Here is a 23,986-nt window from a genome sequence, read left to right on the forward strand (position 1 = left end):
AGAAGTTGTCACCAACGGGACCGGCTGAGATGGCGAACGGGAACGGCCGAAGCAGCCTGGTTGTCACAACCGAGGCATCCGACTTGTCGCCTGCGCTCATTCAGCAGTCTTTCTGTCACCAGTAACGAAGATCGGGAGCCTCTGGCTCTCTGCGGCGCCACCCGAGAAGGTGACGCGCCACATCGCAAAGGTCACCTCCTGATGAACCGGAGACATCACCCGACTGGCGCATGTCTCGCACGGGGAACTGAACGAGTTGTCCGCAGACGCGCGGCTGACGGCAGGCACGGGCGGGACACGGCCGTACGCGAAGGCGCTGCTGCGGTGTTGCGTGTCCTTGTGAGTCGCTGAGCTGCGCAAATACTGCGAGGGTCCGGTCCGCCGACCGATTCCTCGATTGGCCGTCTGTTCCTACCCTCTTACCGCCGGATCGCACTCCACAGGTCCCGACGCCACCAACAGCACACAAGGCGCTGGAAGGGCTGAACAGCTTACTTGCCTGGAATGTGCGACATGATGCTTTTGCCCCCCTCTCCCCTCCCGCGAGGAGCACGACCGTGTCCGAAAAGACCGAGGCCCCCGTCACGCCGTTCACCATCGGCGACCCGCTCGACTCTCCCTCCCGCCGGGTCGAGGTACCGGACTTCGACGAGGAGTGGACCGTCGACGGTGGATTCACCTGGGTGTTCTACGGCGAGGGCAACACCTCCCTGACCCGGCCGGTGATCATCGCCGATGGCTTCAACCACGGCAGGAGCAAGCTCAAGGAGCTCTACGAGTTCCTGGAGGGCGAGGACTACTCCTTCATCAGCGAACTCCGCCGGCGCCACAAGGACGTGATCCTGCTCGGCTTCGACAACCGCACCGACTCCATCCTGACCAACTCCAAGGCGGTCGAGGGGACCATCCGTGAGGCGATCAACCGTCGCTCGGGCAACGAGCGGCTGATCGTCGGCGGCTTCAGCATGGGCGGCCTCATCGCGCGCTACACCCTCGCCCGGATGGAGACCGACTTCCACGAGAACGAGCACCAGACGGGCGTGTACTTCTCGTTCGACACCCCGCACCGCGGTGCCTCCATCCCCCTCGGCGTCCAGGCGTTCGCCTACCTGCTCCCCTACGGCCTGGACCTCAAGCCCCACCCCTTCGAGCAGCAGATGAACAGCCCGGCCGCACGGCAGATGCTCTGGCAGCACTACGACAAGAAGACCCAGAAGATCGGGGTGGCCCCCGAACGCATCGCGCTGCTCGACGAGCTGGACCGGGTCGGCCAGTGGCCGCGGATCCCGCGCAAGCTGGCCGTCGCCAACGGCCGCGGCGACGGCATCGGCCTGCCCGACGTCAAGCCCGGCGAGGTCGCGCTGCGGCTCGACGTCCGCTACCCCGGCACCACCTTCTACGCTCAGGCGCAGGGCGACGACGTGACGGTCGCCTACCTGAAGCGGGCGTTCCCGGCGACCGAGCGGACCATCCCGACCAGCGGCTTCCCGGAACTGGACGGCGCACCGGGTGGCACGCTCGCGACGTACGAGATCCTCGCCCACTCGATGACCGAGGCCGGCGGCGAGGCCGACCTGCGGTATCCGCACGTGTGCTTCGTCCCCTCGGTCAGCGCGATCGACATCTCGGACTTCGCACGCCAGGAGGACCTATACGCAAAGGTCGATGGCCTGAACCCCGACCAGAGCGGCCTGGACGAGTTCCGCTGCTCGTCCACGACGACCCCGCACACCCTCCCAACCGAGGAGCTGTGCACCTGGCTGCTGGACCGGTTCTAGCCACCCCGGCCGCCCGGCGGACACCCATCCCCGCACGGCCGGCTGCCCGGCGGGCGGTTGGCGGGAAAGGCCGCAGCGGAACATCTGCATGGTTCGGGCCGCATGGGCCACTTCGAGCATCGAAGTGGCCCACGCGAGCGAGTGTGGCCCCGCTGCCATAGCCGATCGCCTCAACAGGGCACGGCAGACGAGGCTTCGGCCGTCGTCACGGAAGCGCGGCCGGATCCGCCCTGAGCCTCCAAACGCGGAGGCAGCTGCAACCGAGCTCCATCATGCTCTGGGAGAGATGCTGGAAGCGGCTCGGCCCGCTCGTCACCTTTGCCCCGGGAAAGCCCGCATAGCCACGTACCTGGGGGCGCTGACCCACCGGGCTGAGACACAGCAGTCCTTCCAGCACGCGGCGAGGCTGGCTCTGGGATTCTCTGACCAGGCAGGTGCCAGTCAACTGATTTCACCTCCAGGCCCGCACTGCCGCCACCGCCTTGACGGAAATAGGTGTCCGCGATGGCCTCCGCGACCGCGTCGTGCAGATCGCTCTCCGTCGCACCTTCCTCCCGTGCGGCCATGATGGCGGCCGCGTGGGAGGGGCGGGAACCATGCGGCAGCGCTGCGCGTGCCCGACCGACGAGGCCAGCGGGTGCTTGCCCCGGTCACCAGCCCCCGTGACACCATCGGGGTGCTGGAGCTCTACCTCACCCATGTCACGGCCGCGCACGCGCTGGCGTACGTCATCGTCACCGATCACCGCTTCACCGACCTCCACCCCTGGGGCAACCGCACCACCACGGTCACCCTGGCCGCGCTCCTGCCCTCGGCACCTCAGGTCAGGCTGGTCGGCTTGCGAGGGAGCGGGACCGCCCGCAGCAGTTCCCACAGGGGGCGTGAGCCGGATGCCCATGTGCCGAGGGTGTGGCGGTCGACGACGTGGAGGCGCTGTTGCTTAGCGAAGGCCACAGCTGGCGCCGTGACCCGGCCATTGGTGACGATGACCGCGACGTCTGCGCCGTGAACCTGGCGGGCGGTGCCGTTGAGGACCTGGAGTTCGGGCGTTCCCACCGCGGAGCCGGCCAGGCCGTTGCAGCGGTGCTTGCACTGGATCACCCACCGCCTGCCGTAAGGGTCGGTGGCCTTCACATCGGCGCCCAGGTCGCCGCCGCCCCCGACACGGATCGCGTCCTGACAGCCGTCACGACGCATCAGCTCCCGCACCGCGTCCTCGAACCGGGAATGGTGCAGAGCGTCCAGCTGGGACAGCCCCCAGGGCCTGATGCGCCCAGAGTCGACATGCGCGGGTTGGCACGAGAGGTCCAAGCGGACCGAGCTCATTCTGAAACGATCAGTTAGAAGCCGTTTTCACGAGCCGGGGTTCAGGCCCTCGGAGCGCCGCTGCGCATGCCCGGGCGTCGGGTCCAGGTACACCCGGCGCACCGCCGGGAATGCCTCGTGCAGTCGCTGCTCGGCCCGCTCGCAGGCCCACTCGACCTCGGCGGCGGTCGACAGGTCACGGAAGTCGACCTTGGCCGCCACCAGGGCTTCTCCCGGCGCCTGCACCAGCGTCGTCAGCTCCAGCACCGCCTCGATGTGCTCGACCTGCAGGAGTTCCGCCCGGATGCGCTCCCGCACCGGCCGGGGCAGCGGCCGCCCGATGAGAAGCTCCACGTTCGACCGGCCGAGCACCCAGGCGACGTACAGCAGCAGCACGCCGATGGACAGGGAGGCTATGCCGTCCCACACCCCGGATCCCGTGAGCTGCCCGCCCAGCAGGCCGCCCGCCGCCAGCACCAGGCCGATCAGCGCTGCCGAGTCTTCCAGAACCACCGCCTTCACGGCGGTGTCGGGCGTGTGCCGCATATAGAGCCGGAAGGGCATCCCGCGCCGGTCCGCGTCACCGCGCGCCTGGCGGACCCCGGTCCGCAGCGAGAAGCCCTCCAGCATGCAGGCGACCGCGAGGACGATGTACGACACCCGCGGGTCGCCGAGCGTCTCGCCCCTCGTCAGGGTGTGGATGCCGTCGTAGAGGGAGAAGACCGCGCCGCCGACGAAGGTGGCGACTGCGGCGAGCAGCGCCCAGACGTAGCGTTCGGGGCCGTATCCGAGGGGATGGTCCTCGTCGGGGGGTTTCCGGCTGCGCTTGAGCGCCGTCAGCAGCAACACCTCCGTGACCGTGTCGGCGACCGAGTGCGCGGCCTCGGAGAGCATGGCGCTGGAGCCGCTGATGAGGCCGGCCGCCACCTTAGCCATCGCGATGCCGAGGTTGGCGAGGGCGGCGACGACGACCGTGAGGGTACTTCCGGCGTCGGTGTCCCGCCGGTCCGGGTGCAGAGCTTTCGCCATGCCCCTCAGTGTTCCCGCGGAACCCGTACCACGCTCTCCTGAAAGACCGGATGGCCAGGCGCCGGTCCTGCGTGTACATGCGGGCCTGAGCGAGGCCGCGGCTGCCGTACGCCGACGGGGCCATCTGGTCGTACAGCACTCAATCGTCGGCCCGGAACGGCCGGTGGAACCGATGCAGGGACTCGGCGACGGCCGAGTCCTCGAGCACGGTGACGCACCAGGCGAAGTGCTCGTCACCGCCGCCCGGCGCGAAGGCGTCGCTCGTGGCCATCGCATAGGCGGCCTGGTACAGCAGGAGCTCGTCGACCGCGTAGCCGAACTCGTCGGCGAACCGCGTGGTGAGCTGCCGGGTGATCTCCAGGGCGTGCTCGGTGCCCGCCGGGAAGATGGCCGCGGCCACGGCGGCGTCGAACCGGGGGTCCCCGCCCGTGGACAGGAAGCCGTAGTCCAGGAGGGCGAGCGGGCGCAGGTCGTCGTCCACCAGCACGGTCTCCGGGAAGACGTCACCGTGGACGACCGCGTCGTCGGTACGGGGCAGCGAGCGCAGCTTCCGAAGCAGCCGAGCGCGCGTGTCGTCGAAGTCGCGCACATGCGTGGAGAGCCGGTCCGCGCACCGGCTGACCCGCCGGTCCACCAGGTCCGCCAGGGCGGATCCGAAAGTGGTGTGGCCTTCCCACAGCGGGCGTTCCTCGTCCAGCACAGGAAGGTGCTTGACCTCGTCGACGTCATGGGCGTCCGCGAGGGCGCGCAGCACGCCGACCAGGCAGTCGACCGCTTCAGGCAGCACCTCGTCCGGGTCGTCGGTGCGGATCCTGGCCGCCAAGGGCTCGCCGGTCAGCTCCCGCTCCACGGTCATCGGGACACCGTCGATGTCCTCGACGGCCAGGATCTCCGGGGCGCCGAACGGCAGGTGCGCCGCGGCATCGGCATAGAAACGCTGCATCCGCCGCAGTTCGGATCCCCGTCGGCGCTCCCACACCTTGGCCACCGTTCCGTCCCCGAGCCGGTAGACGGCTCCCTCCACCGCCGCCTCGACGGGCCCGGCGTCGGGATATCCGGCGTCGACGAAATGTCGTACGCGCCGGGCCGTGGTGTCCCGAATCGCATCGGACATCTCGTACCTCCTTCCGCCCCCGGCGTGAACGACCGGCCGGTCGGCGGGGCCGACACAGGGACATTTCCCACGGTAGTCCCCTCGCCCGCGCGACACCCGGTGACGATGCGCTGCCGGGCGCCGTTGCGGTCCGCCACGCCTATACGGCGGAACAGTGCCGTCGGATCCTGGGTATCCGGAGCCGGCAGTGGGTGTTCCTTCGTGCACTGGCGGCCGTCGCCCGCCGACGGCCGTGACAGGCCTACGTCCGTCACCCCACTCGACCAGCAGCGGGAACGGCCCGCATACCTCGGCGGGCAGCTCCCGGTGGAACCGTACGACCATGCCCGCCGTGAACGCGGCGTCCGAGGCCATCGCCTGCCTGCCGCGACGGCTGCCGGCGGCCTGCGCGTCTCAGGGGTCAGGACCCCGTGCCGGATGTGCCGGACTCCTGGAGGAAGAAGGTGATCAGCGTGGCCGCGCCGTCCTTGTCGACTATCCGGACCGCTGGCTCGGGAATGTCCTGCGTGGCGACGTCGATCTCCCTTGGGTGCCACACCAGGTGCCGCAGGACCACGGGGTAGCGCGGCGACCGTCCGCCGACGGAGACGGCCACTACGTCGTCCTTCGGGTCGTACACGATGGTGGCGAAGGGCAGCCGGTCGGCTTCGCTCTGGTGCCCGAACTCGGGGTCCAGTACCTCGATGGTGACGAACTCCCCCTGGTGTTCCTCGGTCATCTGGTTGAGAGCGGTCTCCCAGGTGCTGCGGTCGAGTGTTTCGGTACCGGCCATCGTCGTTCCTCCTCCGGAGGCAATCTGCTCTCCCGACGGTAGCCGCAGCCCTGAGCGACTGCCTCGGCCTGACAGGTCGAGTCGTCCGGCCCTGCTGGACCTGCCTGGACGAATGCGGGCCGAAGCCCCACGGGGCGGGCTCCCGTACGGGCAGAGCGGGGGCGATGGAGGGCGCCGTAGCGTTCGATGGCCAGGAGAGCGGCGTCGTCTCCGGGTTCGTGACCGATGTGGTTCAGCAGGTCGCGGTGGATGTGGCGGATCAGGGCTTCGGGTCCGGACGCGGGCGCGGAGGCGGCGCGCTCGGTGAGGGGGTAGAAGGCTCCTTTGGGCGAGCGGGCCTCGGTGACGCCGTCGGTGTTGAGCAGCAGCGTGTCGCCGTCCTCGAACGTGAAGGGGTCGGCGTGGTGGCTGGGGACGGAACAGTTCGCACATGCCCACGCCGTGCGTGCAGGACGGTGACCTGACCGTCGTGTAGCAGCAGGGGCGAGGGGGGTGACCGCAGTTGACCATCTCGACCTGCGTGCCGTCGTCGGGGATGTCGAGCAGTAGGGCGGTGATGAAGTGCTCGCCCGCGTCGTGCTCGGTGTCGGCGACTTCCTTCATGTGCCACCAGACGCTCGCTTCCAGGCCCGCAGCGAGTTCGGGCAGGGTGTCGTAGCGGTGCGCCCCCTCGCGGAACGCGCCCAGCACCATGGATGCCTCACCGATGGCGGCCAGTCCCTTGCCGCGGACATCGCCGATGATCACGCGGGTGCCGCTCTCGGAGCGGGCGATCGCGAACAGGTCTCCGCCTATGCGGGTCTCGTCCTCGGCTGCCAGGTACAGCCGCGCCACCCGCAGCGGCCCGATCCGGCGGCGTGGTGGCCGCAGCAGTACGAGCTGCGCCGTCTCGGCCACCGACGGTGCCCGGTTCAGCTCCCGGCTGCGCCGCTCCCGCACGTGGCAGACGAAGACGACCAAGGCGGACAGCAGGGTCAACCCAGTGATCTGTGGGTGGGTGTGGTCAGTCCGCCGTGGAACACGGCGATGAGCACCTGGGCGGCCACAGCCAGTGCTCCGACAAGGGCGGTCAGTCGCGGCCCGGCCAGGGACGCGGTCAGGGCCGGCGTGATCACCAGCAAGGGGCCCAGATGGACGTCCGGCGGGGAATGGATGTCCACCACCGTGATCACGACGACCAGCGCAAGCGGGATTGCCACCAGCCTGCGGCCCAGCTGCTGCTCCGGGAGGCGGTCCACCGGCACACGCCCGGTACCCATGTACATCGGTATACACCCGCCCGTAATCGCTGTAGTGATTGACGGCTGTCTGCCCGGCTGACCTGCGGCGGAACACCGACGCCGCCTGGTGGGCGTGCCGCCGTTTCTCCCGGCTCCCCCCATGGCTTCCCGCAGAATCTGGCACCCGTCTGGCACAGGCATTGCTGTCCAGGACCCTGGTCGTTGAGGTCCTGGGCGGCTGTTGAGAGCCACCTGCGGTGGCGGCGGTTGCTACCCGGCTGCTTGCGCAGCAGTCACCCCATGGGCATGGCGTGCCAGGTGGGGGACGGGCGGGGCTGGCCTTGCCGGCATGGAGGGAGGAGAGTGAGGGAACGAAAAGCCGCATATGCCTGGGAGGTGCCGGTATGACGATCCTCCTGGGCGGGGCCGAATTCCCGCAGCTGCGCCCGTTTGAGTCGGCAGACGAGGCGGGGGTGCTGGAGTTGCTCGCGGCGGACCGGCTGCCGGGCCAGCCAGCGTGTTCTACGCGGATGCTTGCCGACGCCGTGGTCGGCCGCTCGGCTACTGACCTCGCCGGGTTGGAGGGGCCGGTCGTCACCACGGTGCTGTGTGCGCCCGGCGGTGGTATCGAGGGCGTCGTCTGCTGCGCCGGGCGCCCCAGCGACGGCCCGCCGTTGTTGCTGTGGTTGCACTGTCGTGAGGACTTCTCCACGGCGCAGGCTTTGATCGCCCAGGCACTTCAGTTCTGTGCTGCCGGGCCGATGCATGCCTTCACGCTGGCGTGTGCTCTGACCCGAGGCCTGGTCGGTCTGCCCGAGCGCCACCGTCGGGTCACCCGGGAAGCTCTTCGAGCTGCAGGTTTCACGAGTTGGGGCCGGTGCCGCTACCTGCGTGCCGAGCTGCCCGTCGCAGGCCTGCCCCACCTCGCCGGCGTCCAGATGAACGACACCACCGCACCGCCGGGCAAGCACCTGGAGGTCCGTCGCCGCGGCCGCGTCCTGGCCCAGGCCGCCCTGGAGCGTCCCATCGATGGGGCCGGCTTGATCCGCAGCGTCACCGTAGCCCCGTACGCCCGCGGCGAGGGCCTGGGTCTGGGCCTGCTCGGCAACGCGCTGGACGTTCTCACCAGCCTGGGCGCCCGCGAGGCGATCGTCTACCTGGACGAACTCCCCGCCGACCTGGAACGGGACCCGATCGCCGCCCTGCGCACGTACGCGGCTTCCGACTTCACCGAGGTCGATCAGCTGCTCACGTTCACCAGGACGCTGGCGCCGCGTTAGGCGTCGGGGCGGGCGCGCAGTCCGCCGCGCCAGGCTGCGGTGAGTGCGGCGGTGCGAACAGGCCGTCATGGAGGGCGCGGAACTCGGTTCCGGGGCCGGTGGTGCAGTCGGCGCAGGTGAGTGCGTGCACGGGGGTGCCCTTTCAGGGTGGGGGTCCTGGTGAGGCACGCGAGGCCGCGCGGTGGCGCCGGGCTCTGGACGCGGAAGTCGACCGTGAGCACGTCACGGCCCGCCAGGCGGTCGACGACGAGGTCCCAGGTACGGGCGGAACCACCCCAATAGTGCAGGAACACCAGAGTCGGTCCGATCCCCGTCCGATGGGCGTAAGTGGGCAGTAGCGTCTGCTGCGTCGTATCCATGATGGCTCTCCCGGTCGATGCTCTGGGCGATTGCCCTGCGCATTCATTGAACTGTTGCACCGCGGACAGGGCATCGGCCTGACTGGTCACCGGAGGGTGAAGACTGGACTCATCAGCGTAATCCGGCAGATGACCTACCAACCCGCGGGGCGCCGCGCCGTCTCGGTCGAGACGATGACGTTCGGCCGCCTTCGCGAGTTGAGCGACGGCGGCACGCAGCGCGCCGACTTCCACGTCCTTGCCGTCATCGACGCCGGACCCGGCTCGGTCAGCGTCGACTTTTGCCATCACCCGCTCCAAGACCGGTCCGCGGTGTGGACTCCACCCGGCGCCGTGCACCGGTGGGATGACCTCGCCGGCGTGGCAGGGCACCTCGTGCTGTTCGTGCCGACCGCGCCGGTCACCCACGCCACCCGAGAACTGGTCGCCTCCCCCGACCCGGCCGCGCACTGGAGCATCCCCGACGCGGACTGGCCCTTCGTCGACACGGCGCGCAGCCATCTCCTCCTCGAAGCATCCGCCCCGCCCAGTGACTCCCGGACAGAGCTGCCCCAAATCCTGCTCTCCGCGCTCATCACCCGGCTGCACCCGCCGCACGCCGAAGGACCGCTCACTCCTCAGGTGTTCCGGTTGTTCCGCTCCAGCGTCGAAGCGCACTTCCAGCACCACGACGCCGGCTACTACGCCAGTGCGCCGGGATACGCTCCCCGCACCCTCTCACGAGCGGTGCGGCAGGCCACCGGCCGGACCGCGAAGGCGTACATCGTCGAACGGAGCGTCCTGGAGGCCAAACGGCTCCTCGCACACGACCGTCTCACCGCCGCCCGCTGCGCCGACGTACTCGGTTTCCCCGACGCATCCAACTTCTCGGTGTTCTTCCGCAAGGCGACAGGCATGCGCCCGGGCGCGTGGCAGGCGACGGTGGCCGTCGAGTGAGGGCGTCCGGCTCAGAGTCCTTGGCGGCTTCTTCCACCAAGATTCGCTCGATGTGAGCGAACCCGCTGTTCCGCCAGTGCCGCTCTTTGGTGCCGATGTCTCAGGAGGCGGCGCGGCATGCGGGTCGTCCGGCCTCTCGTGCAGAACGCGCGTGAAGGCAGCCGTCATGTACAGGTCGGCAGCGAGGCGGTCGGCGGAGGCGGCTGGTGTCCGCGGCCGTCAACCGGCCGGGCTGTCCGAGGGCTGGGGCTTGCCGAGCATCTGACAGGTCGCGGCTTCGACGAGGGCCTTGTTCGTGGTGGCGGCCTTCTTTTCCTTGATGCCGAAGTTCGTGATGGTGAAGACCGCGACGCTACGGGTGCCGGTGGCGTCGGTGTAGATCTCGCTGGAGTAGCCGGGCAGGCCGCCGGTGTGACCCAAGACCGTGCCGCAGGCCGTTTCCACCTTGATCAGGCCCAGACCGTAACCTCCGCCTTCCTCGGGGGCGTCCACGGTGGTCCGCATCTGCTTCAGCTGGGCCTCGGGCAGCAACCGGCCTGATATGAGCGCGGTGAGGAAGCGCTGCCAGTCCTGAGCGGTGGAGACCATACCGCCTGCCGCCCACGACCAGCTCGGGTCGATGGCGGCGGTGTCGACGTTGTCACGGGGGCGTTCGGGCCCAGCGAATCCGACGCCCTCGGGCAGGTCCACGGTCCCCGAAAGGAGGGCCTTCAGGCGCTTGGCGTCCGGCTCGTAGCCGATCGCGTGGCGTTTCCCGGCAGGCCAGGCCGCGTCCGTGGCGAGGAACGAGTCCTTCATGCCGAGCGGCTTGGTGATCTTCTGCTCGATCAGCTCGGCCAGACTGCTCCCGGTGGCCTTCTCGAGGATCAGCCCCAGCGCCTCGTAATTGGCGTTGCTGTAGGAGTACGTCTTGCCGGGCTCGGTCGGCGGGTCCTGCTCGGGGGTGATGGCGAGAAGTTCCTGCGGCGTCCAGGTGCGCTGCTCCTGGCCGGTGAGCGAGGGCAGGAACTGGGGTGTCAGCAGGAAGTCTCCCAGGCCGCTGGTGTGGTTGAGCAGCATCCGTACGGTGATGTGCTCGCCGCCCTTGACCAGGCCGGGCAGCCACTTCTCGACCGCGTCATCGAGGCTGATCTTCTGCTGGGCGACCTGCTGCAGGACGAGGGTCGCGGTGACCGACTTGGTGTTGGACCCGACTCGGAACCGGTCGCCGGCGGCGAGGCTGTGGTCGTCCTTGGTCCAGGCGGCCTGCTTGGCGATTTCGACGGGCTTCCCGTCGCCGGAGTCGACGCGGACGATGACGCCCAGGGAGCCGGTGTCTGCCGCCTGCTGCGCGAGGCGGGCCAGCCGCGCGTCGGCCGCCGGGCCGGCCGCGCTCTGCCCGGCCGCCGGTTCGGCCTCGTCCGAGCAGCTCGCGAGCGCCGCGCCCAGGCAGGTCGTCAAGGCGATGGTGAGCGCTCCGCGGTGGATTCGGTGACGGCGGGACAGTGTGGGTGCTGACATGGCAGTTCCCTTCGGCGCGTGACGATGTGCTGCGTGCGTCGAGGGAACCGGGCAATCGCCTGATGAGCGCTCGTTCGGCGGGTCCCGCGCACACCATTCATTCAGTCAGTGGCGCGCCGCTGGTACATCGCTCGATGGAGGGCTTCCCACCGGCGCGGGGTCACTCCAAGGGGTGACCCCGCGGGGTACGGCGCCCCGCCGGCCCGCCCTGCGATCGAGGGCGGGTCAGGACAGGGTGTTCCTGGCCAGCACCGCCGCCTGTGCGCGGCTCTGGCAGCCGGTTTTCGTGAGCACGCGGCTGACGTGCGTCTTGACCGTGTGCAGGCTCACCACGAGCCGGTCGGCGATCTCGGCGTTGCTCAGCCCGTCCCGGATCAGACGCAGCACGTCGACCTCTCGCTGGGTGAGATCCCTCAGCCGGGCCAGGTCATGATCGCTGGGCTGGCGCCGGCCGCTGAGATGGCCCTCGATGATCCGCTGGGTCACCGCGGGGCTCAGCGCGCTGTGCCCGGCAGCCGCGGCACGCACGGCCGCAGTCAGCTCTTCGTACGAACTGTTCTTCAGCAGGAAGCCGGAGGCCCCGGCCGTCAGCGCATCGTCGACGTAGGCGTCCAGGTCGAACGTGGTCAGCATGAGCGCCCGGCTGCGTCCCGGCCCGAGCAGTCCCCGGCGGCCCAGCTCGGCCAGCGCCCACAGGCCGTCGCGGCGCGGCATCCGGATATCCATCACCAGCACGTCCGGCCGCAGCCGCGCACACACCTCGACGGCTTCCTCACCGTCGTTCGCGGTGCCCGCCACGGTGATATCCGCCTGGCTGTCCAGGATCACGCTCAACCCGGTGCGGATGACCGGCTCGTCGTCCACGATGAGCACGCTGATCTGCTCAGGCATCCGCACGCTCCAACGGCATCGTCGCCGCAACACGGAAGCCGCCGTCACCGGTGGGGCCCGCGGTGAGTTCGCCGTCCAGCGCGCCCACCCGCTCCTCCATGCTGACCAGGCCGAGCCCGATGCCCGCGCCGGCCGCGGCCTGCCGCACGCCGCGGCCGTTCACGATCTCACATCGCAGCTCTCCTCCATCTTTGCCGCGGACGGTCACCTGGACGGGCGCTCCAGGCGCGTGCCGACGGGCGTTGACCAATGCCTCCTGCACGACGCGGTATACCGCCAGCTGCACCGGCCCCGGCACGGACTCCGACGCGACGTCCGTCGTCAGCTCGACCGTTCCGCCTGCGGCACGGTGGCTGTCCAGCAACGCCTCCAGCTCACCGAGGTCCGGCACGGGCTGGAGCGGGACGGCGTCCGCGGGGTCGCGCAGCATCCGTAGCAAGTCACGCAGCTCGCCGCTGCTCTGCCGGCCCGCCGCCGCAAGGCCGTCGACCTGGGCACGGGCCCAGTCGGGCAGCTCGCCGCCGCGGGCCCGCAAGGTCTCTGCGTGCACGACGAGGAGGGTCAGCGAGTGCGCGACCACATCGTGCATCTCACTCGCAATCCTTGTCCGTTCGCGATGCGTGGCCTGTGCCGTCTCCAGGGCCTGTGCCCGGCGCGCGTCTGCCGCCCGCCGCTCGGCCGCAGCCAGCAGTTCCTGCCGGGTGCGCGCGGCGAACCCCATCACCCAGGCCAGCGGCATCGGGGCCAGCGCGGCGAGGACGTCCAGGCCGCCCCGGAAGTCGCCGGAGTCGGTCGTCATCCGGTTCAGCCACAGACCAGCCACGCTCAGCACGCTGACGCCGAGGACCGCCGACACGGTCCGCCGCCAGCTCACGCCATGATGGCCCAGGTTGTAGAGCAGCACCGCCAGCGGCAGGAAGACCAGGGGTGACAGCTTGGCCCCCTCGCCCGCACTCCCCACCAGCGCCGCCAGAAGAGCCCCGAACCCCACGACGAAGGCGGTGGCCGGCCGCCGCCGCAGCAGCAGCACAACCACCACGCCCACCGCCTCGTACGCCATGAGCGATACCCAGGCCGGCCCGGAAGTGTCCACGTACGGCTGCGACAACAGCGCCGGCACAAACGTCAGTACGACCAGCCCGGCATCGGCACCCCGCCCGGGCCACCTGCCGTCCCTCACTCTCATCCGTCCGACACTACGACCTCGCACACAGGTCTTCGTCACTCCAAAGAGCCACTTCACGTCACCTCGCAGAACCCCTCGAGCAGCGACGGCGCCGAAAGCCAGCACGGGACGTTCACGGCCGTCCGGTGGCCAATCCCGCTACGGACCGCCCACCTGCCGACAGGCATCCACCACGACGCCGAGGACCTGTGCGCCACTCGCCCGGTGAGCCGCGAGAAGTTCGCCCCACGGGCGGAACTCGCACGTGGGCCAAGTCGCCACCAAAGGGCCCTTACCGTGCGGAGGATCGGACCTTATCCGTCACCAAACCCGTTTGAGGGGGCGCGCGGCGTGGGCACGACGGCCGATGCCGCCGCCCGCTGCGGGCTTCGGCAGGTGCGGGGCGGGCGAGGCCGGGTTCCACCCAAGGCCAACCACGCGGCGGCACCGGCGAACGGGCCGGAGCGTTCGGCGAGCATCGCGAGGGCCTGACCGGGGGCGGCGTCCACGGCCTGGTGCTCGGTGTCATGCCCGTCAACGGCAGCACCTGGAGCGGCGGCCATCGCATCCACATGTACAGGAGCGCGTCCAGTCCGGCGCTCGCGGTGAGAGTAGGCCGTGGCCGGAGAGATCGACGAGGCGATCGAGCCGGCCGACCGGGAAGCGTTCACCCGTCAGCCGCCCAAGACACTCCAGGCACGCATCAACTTCCTGATGAAGCAGCTCAAGACGACCAAAGCCGTTGCCCAGGAGATCGGGGTCAGCCAGCGGTCGGTGGAGCGCTACCGCAGAGGCGAACGTAAGCACCCGCCCAAGGCGATCGCGGACCGGATCGACGCCGCCGTACGGGCCCGCTGGCAGCCCCAGGTACGCAAACGCCAGCAGAAACAGGCCGCTACCACCGGCGGGATCACCGTAGAGACGAGGGCCCGGTTCGGGTACACCGCGCCCATCGGCACGACCGACGACGGGCGCTTCCGGCGCCTGACCGTGCATCTCCCCCCGGCGTACGCGCAGCGCCTGTTCGACGCTCGCAACACGGGTGCCAGCGACCAGCAGATGCGGGGGATCATCGCGGAGGGATTCAAAGAGATCTACTTCCAGGACGGCGGAGCCCGCGCCATGGGACTCTTCGACGTCACCCTCAACGACATCGACTACCTCGACCTCGACTACTGACGTGACGCTGGTCGCAGGCCCAGCACCTGCTTTGTTGAGCCGAAGCACGGTAGTTGTCACGTAGGCATACTTGTTGTCACCGGCGTAGTGGAGTACGTGCGGTGTGCCTGTGCCGGGCCACGTCAGTTGGCACCAAACCAAGATGGTTGGCACCGCGCCTACGATCTTCGGCGCGGCATTGCGACTTTCCGTGCTGGATGACCCTTGGTCGAGCCAACTGCCGCCAGAAGCCCGTACCGAGAGCGCAGGACGACCGACAGCGTGATGACCAGCGGAGACAGCCCTCTGGTTGGTGGCAGTCGGCCCGAAAGCTCGGAGCAGGCGTCAAGTAGCGCGAACACTCCGCTGCCGTGGCCCAGGTCAGCCTGCTGCGTCGGTGGCATGTAGCGCGAAAAGTCACAGGCATGTGGGACGGACAGAGGTAGTTGCGAACAGCAAACGACCTGTCGGCTCGGCACAGGCACCGGCTCGGATGGCGAACTGCGGTTTTTCCGGGGTTGACCTTGACCTAAGGTCAGGCCTCACGCTGAACGCATGACGAACTCGAACGCGAACCCGAACTCGACCTGGACCGGCATGGTGCCGGTGGAGGACACGGCGCTGGCCGTCACCGACACTCGTGGGCCCGGTCAGCCCGTGGTCTACCTCAATGGGTCCTACGCCGTCCAGAAGAACTGGCGGCACGTCACCGAAGAACTCGGAAACGACTACCGGCACATTACCTACGACGAGCGCGCCCGCGGCCGGTCGAAGCAGTCGGCGGACTACTCGTTCGAGGCCTGCATCCGGGACATCGACGCCGTCCTGGAGGCGACCGGGGCGGAGCGGCCGCTGCTGGTGGGCTGGTCCTACGGGGCGGCGCTGGCGTTGCACTGGGCCACCCGGAACCCGGACCGCGTCGCCGGTGTGGTGATGGTCGACGGCGGCTACCCGTGGGACTACCTTGCCACCGTCGAGGGCGGCCAACAGGCCGGCCGGGAAGAGATCCGGAAGATGTTTCGGCGTTTCGGTTGGATCATGCCGCTGGTCCGGCCGCTGGGTATGGCCGCGCGGATGAGCGCCGATCAGCACGCGGAGGTCAACATCGAGTTGAACGAGATCGTCGCTGCCAGCGATCCGGTCTTCGACCTCGTGACCTTCCCGATGCGGTTCCTCGTGGCCTCGGGTGCCAGCCTCGGCGGGACCGCGGAAGGACTGGCGGCGATGCGTGCCACGCTGGACCCGATCCTCGCCCGGAACCCCAACGTGAAGGTGAGCGCGACAGTCGGAAGCAAGCACACGACCATCGTGCGCAAGGACTTCCGTGCCATCGCCGCGGGAGTTCGAGAAGTTGTCAATGTGGTGGGCCGCGGGGCCAACTGACGCCATGACAGAAGGAATCACCATCAGCCAGGCCGCGGCCTTCGCCGGCGTCACGGTGAAGACCATCCGGCACTACCACCAGAACGGCCTGCTCGACGAACCCCGCCGCGACAGCTCCGGCTACCGACGCTACGGAACGGCCGACCTGCTCCGACTGGTCCAGGTCCGGACGCTGGCCGGCGCAGGCGTACCGCTGGCCGAGATCGGCTCCATACTCGATGCCGATCCCGACCGGTTCGCGGCCGCGCTCAACGATGTCGAGGAGAGCCTCACCAGCAGGATCGACGAGCTGATCGCGCGGCGCGAGACGCTCCGCCAACTCGCCCACGGTGACCGGGTCCTGCTGCCCAACCGTGCTCTCGCGTTGCTGGACCGGATGCCCGGGCTCGGATTCTCCGCAGACGACGTGACGACGGCACGAGAGGGCCTGGTCCTGGTCAGGGCCCTGATGCCGGAGGGCTTTGACAACTACCTCTCCCAGATCGAGCACGGCCTCGGTGATCCCCGGCACGTCGCCATGATCAAGCTCACCTGGAGCGCCGGCAACTGGGACTCCGACGACCCCCGGATCGAGGAACTCGCCGAGGAAGTGGCCGCCCATTTCCTCGCCAACCCCGCACTCCTTCCCACGCTGACCGGCCTCCAGAACCGCGACGACGGCGAGACCCGCTACGAACTGCTCACCCACCACGGAGAAGACAACAGGCCTGGCTGGACCCGCTTGACCGCGCTGATCCAGGAGAAGATGCGCTCGGCCGGCATTGACATCCCGTGACAGACTCCACGCCGCCCGGCTTTTCGGCCTGATCCTGCGCGATCGGGGACTGAGGACCAGCTCCCGCGATGAAACCCGCCCGAGGCCTGGCTGGCGGCACCGTGGCCCCAAACGCTCGGCCACGGTGCCAACTGCAGCGGCAACTAGCAACAGGTGCCAACTATCCTGGCCAGAGAGTGCCGACCAGCGTGGCCAGGCCGTTGGAACGCCCCTGGTCGCGCAGCCCGTTCAGTGCCAACTGTCGCGGCTCGGCACAGTGCCTGTTCGGCATCACCGAGCAGACCGCCATGCGCTACCTCTGCGCGGCCCGCCCGCGGTAGCCCGCCTGGTTCAGCCCTGGATAGTGGCGAGCCAGTCGGTCAGCAGGCTGTTGACCTCGTCGGGGCGTTCCTGCTGGATCCAGTGGCCGCAGCCGTCCAGGAGGTGGGAGGCGGACAGGGCGGGGAGGGTGGTGGGGTAGGCGTCGATGGCATCGGCCATCCAGGTGGTGGAGGCGTCCAGTGCGCCGCCGACGAACAAGGCGGGCTGTTTGATGGGGGCTCCGCGGTGGGGGGCGAGGTCTTCCCAGTCGCGGTCCATGTTGCGGTAGCGGTTGAGGGCGCCGGTCAGGCCGGTGCGCTCGAACTCTCCGGCGTAGACGTCGAGGTCCTCCTCGCTCAACCAGGCCGGGAGCGGGCCGGTGGGGAAGCGGTCGCGCAGCTGGCCGCCGTGGCCGACGAAGTGCGGGTCGGGCTCGCCCTCGGCTGGCATGGTGTCGGCGGACAGGGCCGCGTAGAAGCCTGCGAGCCAGCCTCGTACGTCGGGCTCGATCTCCGCTTCGGCGCGGCCGGGCTCCTGGAAGTAGGAGACGTAGAACTCCTGTTCGGGGCCGCCGATCCGGCCGAAGATGTCGGTGGGGCGGGGGCCGCCGGGCGGCGCGTACGGGACGCTCAGCAAGCCGACCGCGCGGAAGACTCCGGGATGGAGCAGGGCGCAGGCGGCGGCGATGTTGGAGCCCCAGTCGTGGCCGACGATCACCGCGCTGTCCTCGCCGAGGGCGCGCACGACGGCGACGTTGTCCTCCACAAGGTCGAGCATTCGGTAGGCGTCGGTCGCGGTGGGCTTGGAGGAGCGGCCGTAGCCGCGTACGTCGATCGCCACTGCCCGGTACCCGGCCGCGGCGAGGGCCGGGAGTTGGCGGCGCCAGGAGTACCAAGACTCGGGGAAGCCGTGCACGAGCAGGATCAGCGGGCCGGTGCCCTGCTCTGCCAGGTGCAGGCGTCCAGCAGGGGCCTCGACGGTGCGGTGGCGGAGTGCGGGTGTCGGCTCGGATTGCATGGGGACTTCTCCTCGGTTCGCGGGCGACCGGCAGGTACCCCTCGATCATGCGGCGCGGCGGCCACTCGGCGCGATCAGCGTTGCCATTCTGGCAAGCTTGCAGGAAAGGGCGGTGAAGCGGGACGGCGGGAAGGAACAGGGACGGTGGCAGGGGACGACGTGGCCCAGACGCTGGCGGCGATGGGGCCCCGGCTACGGGACGTGCGCGAGCGCCGTGGCGTCACACTCGCCGATGTCAACTGCGCGACTGGCATCTCGCCCAGTACGCTGTCGCGAATCGAGACCGGCCGGCGCAAGCCCACCCTGGAGGTGGTGCTGCAGCTGGCGAAGGAATACGGAGTCGCCCTGGACGAGCTGGTCGGCACCGCAACCGCCACTGCGGCCGAGCCCCGCAGCACGGCGCCGCACAGCTTCGGCGACGACAAGGCGGTGTTGCCACTGACCCGCTACGTCGGCGGCCTGCACGCCCACAAGCATGTCCTGCCTGCCGTCGCGGAGCCGCCTGGGCGGCTCCGGCAGGTCTCCCACGAGGGCTACGAGTGGCTGTGCGTTCTGTACGGGCGGTTGTGGCTCGCACTCGGCAGCCAGGACCTCGTCCTGACTGCCGGGGACGTCGTCGAGTTCGACACCCGCATCCCCCACGGAGTCGCGAACGCCGGATCCGACGGACCGGTCGAGTATCTGATTATGTTCGGGCCTCAGGGAGAACGTCTACGGCCGCGCACCCCTCCAGCCGTTGGTCGCGGGACTGGTGACAGAAAGGCTACTGAATGAGCAGTTGTGAGTGGGCGGTTCGTGAGTCTTTGAGTCGTTCTGTGGTCGCCTGATGGTGTGGGGTGCGGGCGGAACCCCCGGGTCCGCGGTTCGGAGTCTGCTGGCGTTGGCGGGGTGAGCGAACGGAAGCCGCATCCCAGCGACTTATCGGACGAGCAGTGGTCGTTGATCAAGCCGGTGATCACCGCGTGGCATGTGAGAGGGCGCGGCCGGAAGATCCTGCTCGGCGACCTCAGCAACGATGAGGCCGGGAGGGTCATGCGGCCCATGGATTTCGCGAAGGATGAGGTCGCCTGGCCGCAGGAGGTAGCGGGGCGGGGCCTTGACCCAATAGCTCTCGTCCGTGGCCAGCGAGATGGATCCGTCGCGCAGCACGTCCCGGCCTCCCAGGAGGCGGACGGCGCCCGGCTGCTCCTCAGTGGTGATCCAATGGGCGTCTGCCGTCATGTTGATACGTGGAACGGCCTCGTAGAGCTCGCCCAGGGTGGTGAGGCTACCGAAGCCCGCCAGGTCTGCTTGCTGTGACACGACGTCCGGGTGGTTGCGGTCGAAGTCGAGGCTCTCCTCAGGTGGCGGGAGTTCGCGCACTACGTAGCCGTACCGGGTGCTTCCTCCCCCGCGCTGCAGAAGGACCTCGAAGTCCTTCTCGACGGACGCAACGTCGTCCGTGTGCGGCATCCGCATGACCTTCATCGGCGGCCTGTGTGCCTGCTTGGCCTTCAGGAAGACGGCCGCCACCATGTAGGACCGGTGAATCTGCGGGATGACGCCCGTGCCATAGAGCACGGCCAGGGTGTCCCAGTGCTCGGCCAGCGTCCTGCGCAGCTGCGCTGCACGCGGTGAGTCCGAGACCCAGAGTTCGACGGGAGTCAGGACCGCCATGGTACTTCCAGCACCAGCGGGTCGGCATGCGCTCAGAACGTCGTCGTAGACGAAGCGGGCGCCAGCTCGGCCTCGCACCGACCGGGAGACAGCGTGACGCACCCACGGCGGCACGAGGAGCAGCGGGCCCTGCCCGAGCAGCCGCGTTGCGCTGGCGGCAAGGCCCTCCCAGGACGGCTCCTCAATAGCATGCCATGACACCGGCGGCTCAAAGAGGGACTGGTCTTCTTTCGAGCGGGCGGTCAACACCGTCATGGGGCCCGGAGCCAGATGCGCGAACCCCACGGCGAGCAGGCGCTCGAACACCGGACTTAATGCCCCGCTCTCTTCAGACATCTCGCGCCCCTCAGCCCCTCCGCTGTGGCCCATCAGACCAGTGCGTACTCTCCCGCCGGCAGCGGTGTACGAGGAGTGATCTTATGCCCGGCAGGGACGCTGGTTCGGGTGTAAGCCCAGGTTCTGCCATGCCGGCGCGGTGGCCTCGTTCACCGACCGCTTGGGGGTCGGCGTCCTTGTCCTGGGCAGGTGTGGGAAGCACGCCACGATGACAGAGGCCAAGGAGCCCACCCGCCGATGGGGGACGCCTAGGGCGTGTATTGAGTCATGATCAATTGGTGGCCCGGGTGAGGTCTTTGATCCAGATCATCGAGGCCCGTAGGTAGAGGCCGGCGAGGTAGCTGTCCGGGGTCTTGTCGTATCGGGTGGCGATGCCTCGCCAGGCCTTGAGCTTGTTGATCAGGCGCTCGACGGTGTTCCTCTCCTTGTAGAGGGCGGCGTCGTGGCTGACGGGCCGACTGCCTCCGGAGCCCTTCTTCTTCCGGTTGGCAGCCTGGTCCCTCTTCTCCGGGATCACTGCCTTGATGTGGCGTTGACACAGGTGGGCCCGGTTGCCGCGGGCGAGTAGGCCTTGTCCCCGGCGACCGCGTCCGGCCGGGCGCGGGAGCGGCCGACAGGGCCGCGCACCCGTAACTTCTTGAGCACCGGGATGAACTGTGGACTGTCCGCGGCCTGGCCAGCGGTCAGCACGAACGCCAGCGGGCGGCACTTGCGGTCGGCGGCCAGATGGACCTTGCTGGTCTGCCCGCCCCTGGAACGTCCGAGGAGAGCGGCCTTCAGGCGGACTCTTCGCCGACGCCGGACGCGTCGTCGTTCCTCCCGCTCGGGATCCGCTGTGACGTCCTGCCCGCTTTGTTCCTCGAGGCTGCCCCCCTTCGCTCGACGGAGGGCTGCTCGTTGCGCTTCTTCGGCCTGACGCGCGGCCGCTCTAAGCTCGATCTCATCGATGACGGTTTCGACGCCTGTGCTCGCGGACGGGTGGGTAGGCGGTTGCGGTGCCTGCGGGCGGCGGCTTGGGTTGTGGATGTCGGCGAGCTTCGCGAGCTGCTCCCCGATGCCGCACGAGTGGCGCGGACAGCCCCGGCCATATGCTGCGGCTTACCTCGACGTAGGCGCGGGGGCCGAAAACGGTGACGTCGGCGTCGAGGATGCCCAGATCCACGGCCTGGTCGCCAAGCTGCTCCCGGGACACTGAGCCCTCCTCCCCCATCCGCATGTCGTAGAGGCCGATGGGGTCGTGCAGCTCGAGCAACCCTGCAAGCGCTGACAAGTTATGGGGGTCTCTCGTCCGTGTCCGTTGTCCATGCCAATAAGGCACCCGCCCACGTCGACGAATCCAACTAGTCGGCCCGCACCCACGGGTGCACGGCCGAGGCCACCTCCTTCTTTCGTCTCTCAGAGCAACGCCTTCGAAGCAGTCACCCACTTGGAGTCAACGACCCGCAGCAGCGCTGGTGGGCGGCTGCCTGGGGGGGGCGTCGTCCACGCCTGATTGGCGTACACCGCACGGCGTGCCAGGAAAGTGGCCGGGTCAGGCTGTCATGAGGCAGCTGTGCTGCGAAGACAGCTCGGCGTCCTCGGAGCGGTTGCGGAAAAGGCAGCGAACGTGGCTAATTCCGTTCACGGACAGGGAGGGGGCGGGCTGGCTGTTGCCGCTGCGTCGTTGCACCTCGCGGAAGACATCGATCATGTTGAGGTGTGGGGCTCCTCCGGGAACTCCAGACCGCAGCGTTTTCAGGAGTTGGCCGGTGAACAGGCCGTTCTCGCCGTCAACCATCGAAAGCTGGAAGCGGCCTGATGCGGTGAGGATGTAACAGCCGGAAAAGGAGGAGAAGGCTTTTGCGAGCTTTCCCCCGTAGCAAATATCAGCGATCACGACGAGTTCCCGTGCCCGGGAGCTTCCGAGTATGTCGGCGAGGGTCCGAGCGGGTGCTGCAGTATATGGCGAACGGTCTAGCTGGCTTGTACTGACAAGAAGTTGGAGGTCTCCTGAGCGGCTGACGACGGAGTGACCGGAGTAGTAGATGAGAAGAAGGTCTTCGGCTTCCTCTGTGGCGTCGTCTACAGGCCCGAAGAACTCGGCGGGTGTCGCTGGGTCGGTGATTAGTGCACAGTGCTCCGGTTTGAACCCGAAGATGTCGGTGTCTAGGAGCGTCTCGTGGATCTGGACGGCGTCGTTCCGGCTGGATGGCAGTTGTACGAGGCGGTCGTCTTCGTAGGTCGCGCAGCCGATGACAACGGCACGTGAGCGGCTGAAGTCGAGTTCGGGTGATGCGGGTCGGGTAACTGGTGACGCGTACGCCCGGTTGCGCACGAGGGGGAAGGCTCCGGCGTCCTTCTTGTTGCACTGTTCCGGCAAGGGAAACGAGGTTGCCCTCATCCGTTTACGCACTTCGCCATACAGGTCGCTCATGCGCAGCAGTGGGCCAGCGCCTGCGATGCCCTCGTTCAGGGTGGCCAGGAGGTGACTGGTGAAGGCGCTGTAGGTGGCACCCTCGGGCGCCTTGGAACGTCTCTTCTCCGGGGCTGATGTGAGGCAGTACAGGCCTTCAACTGCCAATTGGCTCTTGATCAGCTGAGACTCGTCCGACATGAGGTCGCCGTGGGCTCGGCCGCTGTAGCAGCAGTCGAGTATCACGACCTTTGTCGCTGCAGGAGCCTGTCGGATGACGGTAGCCAGGTAAGAGAACGGCAGGCTGGACCATGGCGCGTCGGATTCGCTACCGGTAAGGCTCAGATGGAGATCGCTGCCTTCGCCTTCGAGTAGACCGTGACCGCTGTAGTAGACCAGCAAGACATCCTCTGCCTCGGTGACTGCGTTTTTGAGGGGCTGCATAATGTCTGCCGGTGTGGCTGGGTCGTCCACCAACGTCACGTGTTCAGGGGCGAAGCTGCTGAGCTCGATGTCGGTGAGGGCATCGAACAGCCCGCGGATGTTCCTGTAGGAGTGGGGGATCTCTTCAAGGTCTTCTGCTGCGTACGTAGCGGTGCCGATCAGCACGGCGCGGGCTGATGCGGTTGGCGCGAGGGTCATGCTTCTCGCTTGCCGTCAAGCTCGTGCAAAATCCGGGTGGCGATGTCGTCGGGGTCACGTAGGCGGGAGGCATCAATTTCGACCTCTTTTTCTCCGCTGCGCACCCGGATACGAACGCTGCGGCGCCTAATACCGGCCCAAGTGCCCACTGACGCAGCGAGCGCGGCAAGGACCCCCTGGGGTTCCAGCAGCAGCTGAAGAGCATCGAGCACGGGCCCCATGTCGCCGCTTTCCATGGGCGCGTTCTGATTTCTGATTTCGATCTTCCTCAGGTCTTCGTCACCACGAAGCCACTGTTCCAACCGACGCAACTCGTCGCCTGCTTCATCCCCGATCAGGCCGATCTGAACGATCACGATACCTCCCGGTTAACATCCAACTGACCGAGCACAAAGGGTAGTCGAAGCCAGGCGATGTAGCAGCAGGGCCTGGCTGAATCTGGGTCTGCTGCACGATCGGGTGACATCTTGACCTGCCCCACGGTTTGGGTTCCGTCCGCGGTGGCTAACTGGCTGCGTGGATGGTGTCTTGTGCGGAGAGTAGTTCGTACTCGATGGGGGTGCGGTAGCCCAATGCTGAATGTCGTCTCTGGCGGTTGTAGAAGATCTCGATGAACTCGAAGATCGCGTTGGCCAGTTCGACCCGGGTCTTCCAGCGCTTGTGGTTGAGCAGCTCGATCTGCATCGAGGACCAGAACGACTCCATCATCGCGTTGTCCAGGCCGTCCCCGACGGTGCCGAACGACGGCAGGAGGCCGGCGGAGCGGATCCGTTCCCCGAAGACCCAGGAGGTGAACTGGGTGCCGTGATCGGCGTGAACGATCCCGCCCGGCTCGGGGCGGCGGTTGCGGATGGCCATGTCCAGCGCGTTGACCACGAGGGTGCCGGGGCGAGCGTGCTCCACGGCAGCCTGCACACCGACTCGCACCTCGTGGTCGGCCTGGCGGCCTTCCTCATGTTCGGTTCCGCGGCGGCCGCC

19 protein-coding genes and 6 pseudogenes are annotated in these 23,986 nt (G+C 68.4%); 9 read left to right on the forward strand and 16 right to left on the reverse strand.

Annotated elements, in window-relative coordinates; genetic code table 11:
• Positions 1-557 precede the first annotated feature (557 nt).
• Together ACIBA9_RS37245 and ACIBA9_RS37250 are read left to right on the forward strand one after the other, a co-directional pair.
• Positions 558-1,778 carry an esterase/lipase family protein gene (locus ACIBA9_RS37245; protein ID WP_399370071.1) on the forward strand — a complete coding sequence of 407 codons (1,221 nt, stop codon included), beginning with the start codon at positions 558-560 and terminating at the stop codon, positions 1,776-1,778.
• A 625-nt stretch (positions 1,779-2,403) separates the two neighbouring features.
• A pseudogene (locus ACIBA9_RS37250) lies at positions 2,404-2,598 on the forward strand (serine/threonine-protein phosphatase); the annotation flags it as partial.
• Here ACIBA9_RS37250 and ACIBA9_RS37255 read toward each other — a convergent pair.
• From ACIBA9_RS37255 to ACIBA9_RS37285, 7 genes and pseudogenes are all read right to left on the reverse strand, one after another.
• Positions 2,598-3,038: pseudogene (locus ACIBA9_RS37255) on the reverse strand (restriction endonuclease); the annotation flags it as partial. The pseudogenes ACIBA9_RS37250 and ACIBA9_RS37255 overlap by 1 nt on opposite strands.
• A 93-nt stretch (positions 3,039-3,131) precedes the next feature.
• Entirely contained in the window at positions 3,132-4,112 is a 981-nt protein-coding gene (locus tag ACIBA9_RS37260; protein ID WP_399370073.1) for a cation diffusion facilitator family transporter, read from the reverse strand.
• Between the two features lie 139 nt (positions 4,113-4,251).
• Complete coding sequence (locus ACIBA9_RS37265) at positions 4,252-5,226, reverse strand: phosphotransferase family protein (RefSeq protein ID WP_399370075.1); 975 nt, start codon at positions 5,224-5,226, stop codon at positions 4,252-4,254.
• Positions 5,227-5,626: 400 nt separating this feature from the next.
• Positions 5,627-5,998, reverse strand: a complete 372-nt coding sequence (locus tag ACIBA9_RS37270) for a DUF5335 family protein (RefSeq protein ID WP_399370105.1) — start codon at positions 5,996-5,998, stop codon at positions 5,627-5,629.
• A complete protein-coding gene (locus ACIBA9_RS37275) occupies positions 5,941-6,366 on the reverse strand; it encodes a SpoIIE family protein phosphatase (RefSeq protein ID WP_399370107.1) in 426 nt (141 codons plus the stop codon). Before ACIBA9_RS37275 ends, ACIBA9_RS37270 begins: the two co-directional genes overlap by 58 nt.
• A 166-nt stretch (positions 6,367-6,532) precedes the next feature.
• A pseudogene (locus ACIBA9_RS37280) lies at positions 6,533-6,937 on the reverse strand (SpoIIE family protein phosphatase); the annotation flags it as partial.
• A 35-nt stretch (positions 6,938-6,972) separates the two neighbouring features.
• Positions 6,973-7,257, reverse strand: coding sequence for a hypothetical protein (locus ACIBA9_RS37285; protein ID WP_399370077.1), 285 nt, complete (start codon positions 7,255-7,257; stop codon positions 6,973-6,975).
• A gap of 365 nt (positions 7,258-7,622) precedes the next feature.
• Here ACIBA9_RS37285 and ACIBA9_RS37290 point away from each other — a divergent pair, with 365 nt between their 5' ends.
• Entirely contained in the window at positions 7,623-8,498 is an 876-nt protein-coding gene (locus tag ACIBA9_RS37290) for a GNAT family N-acetyltransferase (RefSeq protein ID WP_399370079.1), read from the forward strand.
• Between the two features lie 200 nt (positions 8,499-8,698).
• Here ACIBA9_RS37290 and ACIBA9_RS37295 read toward each other — a convergent pair.
• A pseudogene (locus ACIBA9_RS37295) lies at positions 8,699-8,857 on the reverse strand (alpha/beta fold hydrolase); the annotation flags it as partial.
• A 111-nt stretch (positions 8,858-8,968) separates the two neighbouring features.
• On the opposite strand from ACIBA9_RS37295, the gene ACIBA9_RS37300 reads away from it, so the two are divergent.
• Positions 8,969-9,793, forward strand: a complete 825-nt coding sequence (locus ACIBA9_RS37300) for a helix-turn-helix domain-containing protein (RefSeq protein ID WP_399370109.1) — start codon at positions 8,969-8,971, stop codon at positions 9,791-9,793.
• Positions 9,794-10,012: 219 nt separating this feature from the next.
• Here ACIBA9_RS37300 and ACIBA9_RS37305 read toward each other — a convergent pair whose 3' ends face one another.
• The 3 genes from ACIBA9_RS37305 to ACIBA9_RS37315 all read right to left on the reverse strand — a co-directional run bounded on the left by ACIBA9_RS37305 (position 10,013) and on the right by ACIBA9_RS37315 (position 13,370).
• The gene (locus ACIBA9_RS37305) at positions 10,013-11,293 is read right to left on the reverse strand and encodes a serine hydrolase domain-containing protein (RefSeq protein WP_399370081.1); all 1,281 of its coding nucleotides are present in this window, start codon (positions 11,291-11,293) and stop codon (positions 10,013-10,015) included.
• 225 nt (positions 11,294-11,518) lie between these two features.
• A complete protein-coding gene (locus ACIBA9_RS37310) occupies positions 11,519-12,184 on the reverse strand; it encodes a response regulator (RefSeq protein WP_399370083.1) in 666 nt (221 codons plus the stop codon).
• Positions 12,177-13,370: a sensor histidine kinase gene (locus ACIBA9_RS37315; protein ID WP_399370085.1), complete on the reverse strand. Its 1,194-nt coding sequence runs from the start codon at positions 13,368-13,370 to the stop codon at positions 12,177-12,179. The genes ACIBA9_RS37310 and ACIBA9_RS37315 overlap by 8 nt, the downstream gene beginning before the upstream one ends.
• 597 nt (positions 13,371-13,967) lie before the next feature.
• Between ACIBA9_RS37315 and tpg the strand changes: the two genes are divergently transcribed.
• From tpg to ACIBA9_RS37330, 3 genes are all read left to right on the forward strand, one after another.
• Entirely contained in the window at positions 13,968-14,528 is a 561-nt protein-coding gene (gene tpg / locus ACIBA9_RS37320; protein WP_399370087.1) for a telomere-protecting terminal protein Tpg, read from the forward strand.
• A 534-nt stretch (positions 14,529-15,062) separates the two neighbouring features.
• The gene (locus tag ACIBA9_RS37325; RefSeq protein ID WP_399370089.1) at positions 15,063-15,890 is read left to right on the forward strand and encodes an alpha/beta fold hydrolase; all 828 of its coding nucleotides are present in this window, start codon (positions 15,063-15,065) and stop codon (positions 15,888-15,890) included.
• Between the two features lie 4 nt (positions 15,891-15,894).
• Positions 15,895-16,665 carry a MerR family transcriptional regulator gene (locus ACIBA9_RS37330; protein ID WP_399370091.1) on the forward strand — a complete coding sequence of 257 codons (771 nt, stop codon included), beginning with the start codon at positions 15,895-15,897 and terminating at the stop codon, positions 16,663-16,665.
• A gap of 330 nt (positions 16,666-16,995) precedes the next feature.
• Here ACIBA9_RS37330 and ACIBA9_RS37335 read toward each other — a convergent pair whose 3' ends face one another.
• The gene (locus tag ACIBA9_RS37335; RefSeq protein WP_399370093.1) at positions 16,996-17,982 is read right to left on the reverse strand and encodes an alpha/beta fold hydrolase; all 987 of its coding nucleotides are present in this window, start codon (positions 17,980-17,982) and stop codon (positions 16,996-16,998) included.
• A gap of 144 nt (positions 17,983-18,126) precedes the next feature.
• On the opposite strand from ACIBA9_RS37335, the gene ACIBA9_RS37340 reads away from it, so the two are divergent.
• Both ACIBA9_RS37340 and ACIBA9_RS37345 read left to right on the forward strand, forming a co-directional pair.
• Positions 18,127-18,756 (forward strand): helix-turn-helix domain-containing protein, encoded by a 630-nt coding sequence (locus ACIBA9_RS37340; RefSeq protein WP_399370095.1) that lies wholly within the window; start codon positions 18,127-18,129, stop codon positions 18,754-18,756.
• Between the two features lie 114 nt (positions 18,757-18,870).
• Positions 18,871-18,963: pseudogene (locus tag ACIBA9_RS37345) on the forward strand (transposase); the annotation flags it as partial.
• 1,282 nt (positions 18,964-20,245) lie between these two features.
• Here ACIBA9_RS37345 and ACIBA9_RS37350 read toward each other — a convergent pair.
• From ACIBA9_RS37350 to ACIBA9_RS37365, 4 genes and pseudogenes are all read right to left on the reverse strand, one after another.
• Positions 20,246-20,883 (reverse strand): annotated as a pseudogene (locus ACIBA9_RS37350) (IS5 family transposase); the annotation flags it as partial.
• Positions 20,884-21,505: 622 nt separating this feature from the next.
• Positions 21,506-22,975: a caspase family protein gene (locus tag ACIBA9_RS37355; RefSeq protein ID WP_399370097.1), complete on the reverse strand. Its 1,470-nt coding sequence runs from the start codon at positions 22,973-22,975 to the stop codon at positions 21,506-21,508.
• Between the two features lie 29 nt (positions 22,976-23,004).
• Entirely contained in the window at positions 23,005-23,364 is a 360-nt protein-coding gene (locus ACIBA9_RS37360) for a hypothetical protein (RefSeq protein WP_399370099.1), read from the reverse strand.
• A gap of 148 nt (positions 23,365-23,512) precedes the next feature.
• The coding region (locus ACIBA9_RS37365; protein WP_399370101.1) for a transposase at positions 23,513-23,986 on the reverse strand (474 nt) is incomplete at its 5' end.

It is taken from the genome of Streptomyces sp. NPDC051452, assembly GCF_044454765.1.
In the GTDB taxonomy this organism is placed as follows: Bacteria; Actinomycetota; Actinomycetes; order Streptomycetales; family Streptomycetaceae; genus Streptomyces.